Here is a 12,453-nt window from a genome sequence, read left to right on the forward strand (position 1 = left end):
TTGTTTACCTTATCTATGACCCAAAGTAATGCTTATGAATAAATTCTACCCTAAGGCGCTGCGCGCACTTTTTGCGGCTCTTTTTCTTAGTTTTTCCATAACCATTACTTGGGCCATTCCAGGGACCGGGAGAACAGGACATGTCCTGTTCTCCGCGGGCCCTTCTACCGGTTTCACCGGCTTCGACAGCACCGCATCGACGGACATCCCATTTGTCAGTTTCCCCAGTGGTACGAAGGCCATCAACGTCTGTCAATATGGTTTTGATATCGTGGCCAAAAGCACCGGCAACGTGACCCTGAAGGTGCTTGGCGCCAACGGGGCTTCCTCTACCCAGGTTCCAGGCTACACTGTTCCCGGTGGAGACAATAACCGGTTTGTCCAGGTAGTTCGGGCGGGTACTGCCTCCGTGACGGAGGCGGATTTCTATTCCACCGACGGTTCTGTCTTCAATTTGAAAAGCCTGGCCGTTTATGTAAACCTGGCGGTGACCTCCGACGTCGCCACGGTCACTTTAACGGGGTACAAGAGCGGTGTGCAGGTGGGGAGCCCCGTGACACAAAACAATATTACGCCCACGAGCCTTGCTCCGCTTAATTGGGTCAACATCACGGCCAACCTCAATGGAATCGATGAGATTGCCATAACGGTATCGGATCAAACAACACCGGGCAACGTGGTCGGAGATCTCGGCATTGACGCCATCGACCTCGTCGGCCCCTCCGTCACCAACCCCGCCCTCAGCAACGCACAAGTCGGCGCATCCTATACCACCGAAAACTTTACGGCTTCCGGTGGCACGGCGCCTTATACTTTTGCCGTCACCTCGGGCGCTCTCCCGGGGGGGATGAGCCTTTCCAGCGCCGGGGCACTCTCCGGAACGCCCACCGCGGCCGGGACCTTTACCTTCTCGGTGACGGCCACTGACGCGAATTCTGAGGTCAGTCCGGCATCCCCGGCGACCCTGACGGTCAGCGCGCCGACGATGACGCTTTCGCCAACGACCTTGTCTGACGGAACTTACAAGTCGTCTTATTCTTCCGTGACCTTTTCGGCTTCCGGTGGCACGGCGCCCTACACCTACACGGCCGTCGGGCTGCCTCCGGGGATGACCATCAATGCCAGCTCCGGTGTGTTATCGGGTACCCCCACCGCAGCGGGGACCTATGCCATTTCCGTGACGGCCACCGATAACTCGACAGGTACCGGTGCGCCCTTTCAAACGACCAATTTTATAACGTGGGTGATCGACAAGGTCCCGCTGACCATCTCGGCGAACGCCGCCTCCAAGAACTATGGTGCGGCAATTCCGGCCTTAAGCGTGACCTACAGCGGTTTTGCCAGTGGGGATAATTCAGGCAGCCTGACGACGGCGCCGACGATTACCACCAGCGCTACCGCGGCTTCCCCGGTGGGCACCTATCCGATCACTGCCAGCGGCGCGGTCGACCCGAACTACGCCATCAGCTATGTCCCGAATACGCTCACGGTAAACGCGGTCGCATTGACGATCACACCGGCCCCCGCGTCCATGACGTATGGAGGGACGGTTCCGGCCTTCACGGCCAACTACAGCGGCTTTGTCAATGGCGACAATGCGTCCAGCTTGACGACAGCGCCCACGATAACGACTACGGCGACGTCCACCTCCGTGCCCGGGACCTATCCCATTACGGCGACCGGTGCGGTGGATCCGAACTATACGATTGCATACGTCGCCGGCACACTGACCGTCGGCAAAGCGGTGTTGACAGTAACAGGAACGTCCCCCACGATGACCTACGGGAGCGCGGTGCCGGCGCTGGGGGTTATTTATAGCGGTTTTGTCGGCAGCGACAACGCGTCCAGCCTGACAACGCAACCGACGTCCACGACAACGGCCACATCGGCTTCCACAGTCGGCGCCTACGCGGTCACGCCGAGCGGTGGGGTGGCGGCGAACTATACTTTTAGCTACCTGCCCGGCTCGCTGACGATCACTCCCGCGACGCTGAGCGTGACGCCCGATCCCCAGACGATGACCTACGGGGGCACGGTGCCGTCGCCGCTAACAGTGAGCTACAGCGGTTTTGTGAACGGGGACGGCCCATCGGTGGTGACTACGGCGCCTACGGTGACGACAACCGCCACGAGCGCCTCGTCTGTGGGTACGTATCCCATCACGGCCAGCGGTGCGGCGGCAACGAATTATGTATTTACCTACAATACCGGCACCCTTACAATAGGCCCCGCGGGTCTGACGATCACGCCGGCCCCCGCGTCCATGACATACGGCGGGACGGTGCCGGCCTTTACCGCGAACTACAGCGGCTTTGTCAATGGGGACAATGCGTCCAGCCTAACGACAGCGCCCACGATAACGACTACGGCGACGTCCTCCTCCGTGCCCGGGACCTATCCCATTACGGCGAGCGGGGCGGTGGATCCGAATTATACGATTTCTTACAGCCCCGGCACGCTGACCGTCGGCAAGGCAGTATTGACGGTGACAGGAACGTCTCCCACGATGACCTACGGCGGCGCGGTGCCGGCGCTGGGGGTTATTTATAGCGGTTTTGTCGGGAGCGACAACGCGTCGAGCCTGACAACCCAACCTACGTCCACGACGACCGCCACGAGTGCTTCGGCCGTCGGCGCCTACCCGGTCACACCGAGCGGCGGGGTAGCGGCGAATTATACTTTTAACTACCTGCCCGGCTCGCTGACGATCACACCGGCGACGCTGACCGTAACGCCCACTGACCAGACGATGTCGTACGGGGGTACCGTGCCGTCGCCGCTGACGGTGGGGTACAGCGGTTTTGTCAACGGGGACGGACCGTCGGTGGTGACTACGGCGCCCACGGTGACGACAACGGGCACGAGTGCCTCTTCTGTCGGTACCTATCCGATCACGGCGAGCGGTGCGGCGGCGACGAACTATACATTTACCTACAATACCGGCACCCTGACGATCAGCCCCGTGGGACTGACGATCACGCCGGTCAATGCGTCCATGGCGTATGGCGGGACGGTGCCCGCGTTCACGGCGAACTACACCGGTTTTGTCAATGGGGACAATGCGTCCAGCCTGACGATCCAGCCGACCCTCTCCACAGCCGCGACGTCGACCTCTGTGCCGGGGACTTACCCGATCACGGCGAGTGGCGCGGTGGATCCGAACTACACGATCACCTATAATACCGGCACGCTGACGGTGGGCAAGGCCGTGCTGACGATCACGGGGGCGAATACCACCATGACCTACGGCAGTGCGGTGCCGGCGCTGAGTGTGACCTACAGCGGCTTTGTCGGGAGCGATAACGCCTCCAGCCTGACGACACTGCCCACGGTTACGACCACGGCTACGTCGATCTCGCCGGTAGGGACTTATCCCATCACGGCGAGCGGCGCGGCGGCGGCGAATTATACCTTTGCCTATCTGCCTGGCACCCTGACCGTGCAACGAGCCACGGTGACGGTAACCCCGAACAACGCCAGCATGACATACGGAGGCACCGTGCCCTCATTAAGTGTCAGCTACACCGGTTTTGTCAATGGGGAAGGCTCCGGGGTATTAACATCGATACCCACCGCCACCACGACCGCCACGAGCACCTCGCCCGCGGGCACCTATCCGATCACGGCGAGCGGTGCGGCGGCGGCAAACTACACCTTCACTTACAATACCGGTACGCTGACGGTGAGCCCGGCGGTCCTGACCGTGACGGCGAACAACGCCACTATGGTATACGGGGAGGCATTCCCGGCGCTCAGCGTGACTTATTCCGGTTTTGTCAACGGCGATAATGTGAGCAGCCTGACGACCCAGCCCGTCGAGACCGTACCGGCCACGCCTTTTTCACCGGTGGGCGCTTACACCATCACGCCTTCCGGTGCTGTGGACCCGAATTACACCTTCAACTATGTAACCGGTACGCTGACCATTACGCCCGCGCCCCTGACGATCACCGCGAACAACGCGAGCATGGTCTATGGCAGCGCGGTGCCGGCGATGACGGCCAGCTATTCCGGTTTTGTCAATGGCGACAACGCATCGAACTTGACGATCCAGCCCGTACTGTCCACGACGGCGACAAGCGCGTCACCGGTGGGCACGTATCCCATCACGGCCAGCGGTGCGGTGGATCCGAACTATACGATTTCTTACGTGGGCGCTACGATGACCGTCACCAAGGCGGTTCTGACGGCGACCGCCGATAACAAGATCATGCCCTTGGGCGGACCTCTGCCCACGCTGACGATTACCTACACCGGTTTTGTGAACGGGGACAACGTGTCCAGCCTCACGTCGCCGTGTATCGCAACGACCCCCGCCAATGCAGGGTCTCCCTCGGGGACCTATATCATCGGGGTCGCCAACGGGTCGTCTCCGAACTATACCTTCCACTATGTGAACGGGACGCTGACGGTACAGAAAGCCATCCTGACCATCACGGCCAACAACGCCAGCAGCACCTACGGGTCCCCGTTGGTACCCAACGGTTCGCTCACGGTGTCCTATTCCGGCTTTATCAACGGGGACAACTCCAGCAGCCTGACAGTCCCCCCCACCGTGATCAACACGGCCTTTGTGGGGGCGCCGGCCGGGACCTATGCGCTGATCCCCTCCGGTGCGGTGGATCCGAACTATACGATCGTGTATGTCGACGGTACGTATTCCATTAACCAGGCGACCCTGTTGATCACGGCAGTCAACGAGTCAAAGACCTACGGCAACGCAAACCCCGCACTTATTGCCAACTATACAGGGTTTGTCAACGGAGACGGCCCGGCCAGCCTGTCGACATTCCCCACGCTGACCACGTCGGCAACGACCGCTTCCCCGGTGGGGAACTACCCGATCGCGGGGAGCGGTGCGGTCGATCCGAACTATATCATCAACTACACACCAGGGGTAATGACGGTGAACCCGGCAGCGCTGACAGTGACCGCGAACAGCACGAGCATGACGTATGGCGGTACGGTTCCGGCACTATCGGCCTCGTATAGCGGTTTTGTCAATGGAGACAATGCCTCCAGCCTGACGATCCAACCGGTCGTTTCCACCAGCGCCAATTCGACCGTCCCCATCGGGACCTACCCGATTACGGCCAGCGGTGCGGTGGATCCGAACTATACCATTACCTACGTACCCGGCGTCATGACGGTCGGCCAGGCGGTGCTGACAGTCACCCCAAACAACGCCAGTATGACGTATGGCGGTACCGTGCCGGCGCTAAGCGTCAGCTACAGCGGTTTTGTCAACGGCGACAACCCCGCCAGCCTGACCGCCCCGGCCACGGCGGCTACGACGGCCACGTCAGCTTCGCCCGCGGGGACCTATCCCATCACGGCGAGCGGTGCTATAGCATCAAACTACGCCATTGTATATAACACCGGGACGCTGACCGTCGGCAAGGCGGCGCTCACGGTGACCGCGGACAACGCCAGCATGACGTATGGCGGAACCTTGCCTGCCCTGAATGTCACCTATAGCGGTTTTGTAAACGGGGACAACGCGTCGAAACTAACCGTCGCGCCCACGGTGGCCACGACCGCGACCTCCGCGTCCCCCGTCGGGACGTACCCGATCACGCCGAGCGGTGCGGTGGATCCGAACTATACCATCACGTACAATGCGGGGATACTCACCATTGGCAAGGCGGCGCTGACCGTGACAGCGGACAACGAAAGCATGACCTATGGCGGCACGGTGCCTGCGCTACCCGTCACCTACAGCGGCTTTGTGAACGGGGACAATGCGTCGAGCCTGACGACGCAGCCGGTCGTATCCACCACCGCTACCTCCGCTTCCGGGGTCGGGACCTACCCGATCACCCCAAGCGGTGCCGCGGATGCGAACTATACCATCACCTATGTACCCGGTACGCTGACCGTCCAGCAAGCGACGGTCACCATCACCGCGAACAACCAAAGCCGCTACTTCCTGCTGCCCAACCCGCCGCTGACGGTGTCGTATAGCGGTTTTGTCAACGGGGACAACAGCGCTGTCTTAACAACGAAGCCTACGGTGACAACAACGGCCAACCTGTTGTCGCTTCCGGGCACATACCCGATCACGGCCAGCGGTGCGGTGGCAACGAACTACACATTTACATATATTCCGGGTGTGCTTACGGTGGAAGCCCTCCTGCCCAACGTCATCACTTTTGCAGCCCTGCCGGTGAAGACGTATGGGGATGCGGACTTCACCATCACGGTGACCGCAAGCTCCGGTTTGCCGGTGACCCTGACGTCTTCCAACACCGCCGTCGCCACCGTGACGCCCACCGGTACGGGCCAGTGGCGCGTCCACATCGTCTCGGGCGGGCAGGTAACGATGGCCGCTACCCAGGCCGGTGGTCCGCCCTACGCGGTGGCCACGGAAGTCGATCAAATCCTGACGATCAACCCGGAAGCCCAGAGCATCCTATTCCCGTCGCCCCTGGGCGGGGTACCGGCTTCGGGTTCGGTGATCAGCCTTGACGCCACCGCGTCTTCCGGGCTACCGGTCACCTATACCGTGTCCGATCCCACGGTCGCCACGGTCAGCGGCAGCCAGCTCACCTTTGTGGGCTCGGGTAACGTCACGATCACCGCGAACCAGGCGGGGAACAACGACTACCTGCCCGCGCCGCCGGTGAGCATCGGCCTACAGGTATTCGATGGCAAAGGATTTGTACAAGGGGTAGGGGTGTTCCCGAACCCGTGTCATGGCACGGCCTACATCCGGTTGAGCGAAGGCAGCATCATTACGAAGCTGGCGATGTTCGACCTGAGCGGCAGGCTCGTCCTGGGCATGGATCAGTTCGGCAGCTCCACCAATATGATACCTTTGGATGTCAGCCACCTGTTACCGGGTATCTATATCCTGAGGGTTGTTTGTGTTCGGGATCACCAGGTGGTGTTCCCCGTATTTAAGGTGAATGTTCAATGAGAATAGGATTTTTGTTTCCCTACTCCGGGATCTTCCCGGACCTGAAAAATGATTTCAGCCAGGGTTTTGAACTGGCGCTGGCTCAAAATGCCCCCCAGGCAAAATGGTCTTGCCTGGGGGAATTTATCCAGAACGGTGACGAGAAGAGTGTGGAAGGCGCCCTCAAAAAGCTCCTCCATTACGAGCGTGTCGACATGGTCATGGGCATCGTGGGGAACACGGTCACGGCCGCCTGTATCCCCATGATCGAGAGCGCGCAGACACCCGTCATCATCAACAACCTGGGGGCGCATCTGCCCGGACGCTACCTGCGCTCGCCCTATCTTTTTTACAACAGCCTCCACCTTTGGAAAAGCGAATGGGCCATCGGCAAGTGGGCTCAGGAGACCTATGGGGGCGTACCCGCGGTCAGCCTGTCGCTGTACGAGGCCGGCTACCACCTGCTCGAATGTTTTAAAAACGGGATCGGCGCCGGGGGAGCGGAGAACATGACCATCAACGTCATGAGACCTTCCAAGGAACCCGTGGACACCAAGCCCCTGATCGAGTACCTGGAAGCGCAACGCCCCTCGTATACCCATCTCCTTTTATCCGGGAACGAGGCGGAGCAATTCGTAGATTACTTCGACGCCAGCTCCGTGCGGGAAAGTGTGGCCCTGACCACCCATCCGTTCTTTGGCGACAGCCGTGGCGCTGCGTTTGCCACTACCTGGCTGCCTTCCCTGGACAATGAAAAAAACCAGGCTTTTATAAAGACCTATACGGATGCCTACGACACGCCTCCGAACGTGTATGCGTTGTTGGGGTTTGAAGACGGGCTGGCGCTCGCGGCTACCCTGGAGGCGATCGACGGCAAACCCACGAGGTCCCGGCTGGCCGGTTTCCTGGGCACTGTCCACCCGGCCGGTCCGCGGGGGGCCATCAAATTATCTACACAACCTTTGCAGGCCGGCCAGCCGGTCTACCTGTGCCGGCACGACGCCGTGCTGGAAACACTTGTTAGTCCCACGCTGGAGGAGCCCGGTTTCGAACACCTCCAGGGCGGAGCCACCGGCTGGGTCAATCCTTATTTGTGTGTGTGATATTTTTCGCATAAGTTAGCGGGTTCAACGCTAAACTGTAACGATGTCTTCCACCAGCTCCGGTTCCAAGAGTAATTTTTCCAGCTTCTTGACCCTTACGATTGTCTTCTTTTTCTGGGGCTTTGTAGCGGCCAGCAACGACATCCTGATCCCGGTTTTTAAGGACAAGCTCCACTTGTCGCCGGTTCAGTCCCAAATGATCTCCTTTTGTTTTTATGCCGCCTATACCGTAGGCGCGCTTATCTATTTTTTTATATCCAAAGCCATCGGCGGGGACATCCTGAACCGGATCGGGTATAAGAACGGCATCGCGCTGGGGTTGGTGATCTCTACCTTGGGCGCCCTTTTGTTCTATCCCGCCGCGGAAACCGCTTCTTTTGCGATCCTGCTGAGTGGTCTTTTTGTCATCGGTCTGGGGTATGCGCTTCAGCAAACCGCCGCCAATCCCCTCGCCATCGCGATGGGGGACCCCAAGACGGGGTCACAGCGGTTGAGCCTGGCCGGTGGGATCAATAATTTCGGGACCACTATCGGACCCGTCGTCGTCAGCCTTGCCATCTTTGGCAGCGTCACCTCCGGCAACACGGTAGCGAGCATCAGCAAGGTCAAATTCCCTTACCTGATCATCGGCGCCCTGTTCCTGCTGGTCGCGGTTATTTTCAAGTTCTCGAAGCTGCCCAATAAGATTCAAACCGAAGATGACGAAAAGAAAGACGACGGCACCCGCTTCGTCCACAGCACCGAAAGGGGCAGCGTCTTTAACTATCCCCAGCTGGTGCTCGGGATGCTGGCCATTTTTATCTATGTCGGCGTGGAAGTATCGACAGCCAGCAACCTCCCGCTTTTCCTGACCAAAGACCTGAACATCGCCACCTCGAACATCGCCCCGTATATTTCACTCTACTGGGCGAGCCTGATGATCGGCCGTTGGACGAGTTCGGTGGGCGCGTTCAACATTGGGGATGGCGCGAAAAAGATCCTCCGTTTCGTCATGCCGTATATCGCCTTTGCGGTGTTTGTCCTGATCAACAAGGCCGTCGGTCGTGACCTTGGCGTGCCTTTTTACTGGTACGCCCTTGTCATCATCGTCATGATCATCGGGGACCTCCTTTCCAAGGGCAATCCGGCGCGGCAACTGTTGTTGTTTGCGTCCTTCGCCATCTGCGCGTTGTTCATCGGGATGTTATCCCATGGCATCGTGAGCGCCTTCGCCTTTATCAGCGTGGGTCTTTTCTGCTCGACCCTCTGGCCTTGTATCTTTACTTTGGCCGTGGCCGGCCTGGGCAAGCACACCAGCGAAGGCTCCAGCTTCCTGATCATGATGATCTGCGGGGGCGGTTTTATCGCCGTTCTCCAAGGATACCTGGCCTCCGACAACCTGTTGGGCATCCAATGGTCGTATATTGTCGGCGTCTGTTGTTTTGCCTACCTGGCGTTCTACGCGGTCAAAGCCAAAGCCGTACTGAAGGCCCAGGGCATCGACTTCGATAAGGTCGAAGTCGCCAAGGGCGGGGGGCACTAAAACCACCGCCGGGAAGTCCTGGCCCTGATGGATTTTTATGGAGTCGGGGTCAACCGGTATTACGAACGCCGTTTTCACCTTGTGGGCAAAACCATCTCGCTGAGTTGTTATGTGATCGGCTGGTTCATGCCCTTCTATTTCGCCGGACGTCTCGAAAGCGGTAATGTCTGCGAATACTTCCGGATGAAGCAATACTTCAACGCCCTGGGGATCCATACCCACGACCAGCTCCTGTACGACATGGGTATGAAGGAAAAGGAACACGAGGTGTATTTTCTGGGCAAAATCAAAACCCACCCGCTGCTGCCCTTCTTCGAGCGCTTCTTCGCATGGGGCGGCAGGGCCTCCTTCAACAACATCGATCTGGACAAGAAATACCCCGTGGAGGAATCCGAAGGGTATTGCCGGAAATGATCCGTATATTGCAAGGGCAACCTATCCTCTATGCCCTTCGCGGAAGACACCAAACAGGCGATCCACGTCGCCCAATCCCTGGCCAAAGAATACCAGCACGCCCATTTCGGCCCGCCCCATCTGCTGGCGGCCGTCTTACACAACGAAACGCCCCTGGCCTCCTGGCTGGTAGCCCAGCAAAAGGACCTGCATTTTATGCGGGACTGGGCGGAGATCCGCATGGAGGAATATCCGCGGGGGAGCCGCGCGTCGGAAAACCCTTCCGCCGACGCCAAGACCACGGCGGTTCTTGACCTGGCCGATATGGTGGCGCTTCAGCTCAACCGCGATGAGGTCGATGGGGTGAGTGTGCTGGCGGCGTTGCTGAAACCGGGGGTGGGGTTCACGCCGGATCAGCTCAAAAGCTTTCCGGCTACGCAGAAAGAAATCATGGACGCCGCCGTCTCGGAGGTGCAGATGCAACAGGCGGTGGGCGCTTCGGCCGGCGCGGCTGCGTCAAACGGCGCCGCCGCGCAAAGCGGCGCCACCGCGCCCACGGGCGCTTCCAACGCCCTCTACCGCTTCTGCACCGACAAAACCGCCCTCGCCGCGGAAGGCAAGCTCGACCCTATCGTCGGACGCGACAAAGAACTCCGCATGGTCATGGAAGTCCTGGGCCGCCGGACCAAACCTAACGTCATCATCGTGGGGGAACCCGGGGTGGGGAAGACCGCGCTGGTGGATGGTTTTGCACAGGCCATCGTGGCCGGGAGCGTGCCCCAGGGCTGGCAGGGCGCGCACCTGCTGGAGCTCGACACCGGTGCGCTGGTGGCCGGGGCGGCCTATAAGGGGGAGCTTGAAGACCGTATGAAAGGGATCATCGGGGAGGTCAAACGCCTGGGCAAATCCATTCTTTTTATAGACGAAGTCCACCTGTTGCTGGATCCCAAAAGCGCCCTCGGCGGCGGCCTGGTCAACCTCCTGAAACCGGAACTGGCCAGGGGTGAGCTGACGGTGATCGGGGCCACGACCCGGGACGAATACCGCAAGTACGTCGAATCCGACGAGGCGTTTAATAGAAGATTCGAGATCATCCAGGTCGAGGAACCCGACGTAGATACCGCCGTGGAAATGCTCAAACGGGTGGCGCCCCTTTATGAAACCCACCATGGGCTGACGATCGAGCCGGCAGCGCTCAAAGAGGCCGTCGTCATGGCCAAACGCTACGCCAAGGACCGATACCTCCCTGACTCCGCAGTGGACCTGGTGGATCGGACGATGGCGGCGCTGAGGATCATGAACGATACCTCGGTCAGGGAATTGCGGGAGTTGCGGGAGCGCCTGGAGACCATGGACCCGGACGACATACAATGGGCGGAGCGGACGCTCAAAGACAAAATCAGCCCTATCCTTTCCGCCCAACTGGAACCGGAAGTGGAAGCGGACCTGGACGTGCCCGGCGGCAGGAAACAACGCCTGGAGCAGAAAATCACGCAACTCGAAGCCCTTGCAGAAAACATACGCGACACCGTAACCAAGGCAGACATCGCCGCCGTCGTGTCCTATAAGACGGGGATTCCTTTAGGGAAAATCCAATCCTCCGAACGCGAGAAACTGCTGGGGGTGGAAGACGTCCTGAAGCGCCGGGTCATCGGCCAGGACCACGCCATAAAGGCGGTGGCCGAAGCCATCCTGGAGTCCCGGTCGGGTTTGATCAAGGCCGGACAGCCCATCGCCAGCTTTTTCCTCCTGGGCCCGACGGGCACCGGCAAAACCGAACTGGCCAAAACCCTGTCGGACTTCCTTTTTAACGACGAGTCCTTTCTCATCCGCTTCGACATGTCGGAGTTTAAGGAAGAACACTCCGCGGCCTTGCTGTATGGCGCGCCCCCGGGCTATGTCGGTTACGAAGAAGGCGGGATGCTCGTCAACAAGATCAGGGAAAAACCCTATTCGGTCGTGCTCTTCGACGAGATCGAAAAGGCCCACCCAAGCGTATTCGACACCTTCCTCCAGGTCCTCGACGAAGGAAAGCTCCACGACCGCCTCGGCAAAGAAGGAGATTTCTCCAACGCCATCATACTTTTTACTTCCAATATCGCCAGCGACTTTATCGTGGAAAGTTTTGGTGGAGGAAAAATACCCGCCGGCACCGAGCTGATGGACATCATGTCCCGTCATTTCCGGCCCGAGTTTCTGGGCCGGCTGACCGAGATCGTGCCCTTTGCGCCCATTGCCGAAGAGAACGCGCTCCGGATCTTCGATGTCCACCTCCGGAGCCTGACCGATCCCCTGACGCGACAGGGGATCAGCCTGGAGATCACGCCCGAGGCGAAAAAGCACCTGACGTTGACCGGGTTTACACCCAAATACGGGGCGCGGCAGATCAAGGGGTTGATCCGGAATGAGCTCCGGAGGCCGATTGCGCGGCAGATCGTTGCCGGCAAATTGAAGAAGGGGGACACCGTCTGCGTGGGGTATGCAGGTGGTTTAACCTGGGAGATAAAACACCCGTCGCTCATCGAGATCTAAACCGT

At 59.6% G+C, this 12,453-nt stretch carries 5 protein-coding genes; all 5 read left to right on the forward strand.

Translation table 11 applies throughout. The annotated features are described in order from the left end of the window. Positions 1–34: 34 nt before the first annotated feature. Genes EDB95_RS14980 through EDB95_RS15000 form a run of 5 tightly spaced genes read left to right on the forward strand, consistent with a single transcriptional unit; the run spans position 35 to position 12,448 of the window. Positions 35–6,919 (forward strand): MBG domain-containing protein, encoded by a 6,885-nt coding sequence (locus tag EDB95_RS14980; RefSeq protein WP_162852617.1) that lies wholly within the window; start codon positions 35–37, stop codon positions 6,917–6,919. Continuing rightward, positions 6,916–8,001 (forward strand): ABC transporter substrate-binding protein, encoded by a 1,086-nt coding sequence (locus EDB95_RS14985; protein WP_133994612.1) that lies wholly within the window; start codon positions 6,916–6,918, stop codon positions 7,999–8,001. Before EDB95_RS14980 ends, EDB95_RS14985 begins: the two co-directional genes overlap by 4 nt. Positions 8,002–8,044: 43 nt before the next feature. Then, positions 8,045–9,523, forward strand: coding sequence for an MFS transporter (locus tag EDB95_RS14990; protein WP_133994613.1), 1,479 nt, complete (start codon positions 8,045–8,047; stop codon positions 9,521–9,523). 27 nt (positions 9,524–9,550) lie between these two features. Then, positions 9,551–9,937: a hypothetical protein gene (locus EDB95_RS14995; RefSeq protein WP_133994614.1), complete on the forward strand. Its 387-nt coding sequence runs from the start codon at positions 9,551–9,553 to the stop codon at positions 9,935–9,937. Between the two features lie 30 nt (positions 9,938–9,967). Continuing rightward, positions 9,968–12,448, forward strand: coding sequence for an ATP-dependent Clp protease ATP-binding subunit (locus EDB95_RS15000; protein WP_133994615.1), 2,481 nt, complete (start codon positions 9,968–9,970; stop codon positions 12,446–12,448). Positions 12,449–12,453 lie beyond the last annotated feature (5 nt).

This window comes from Dinghuibacter silviterrae (assembly GCF_004366355.1).
GTDB lineage: Bacteria > Bacteroidota > Bacteroidia > Chitinophagales > Chitinophagaceae > Dinghuibacter > Dinghuibacter silviterrae.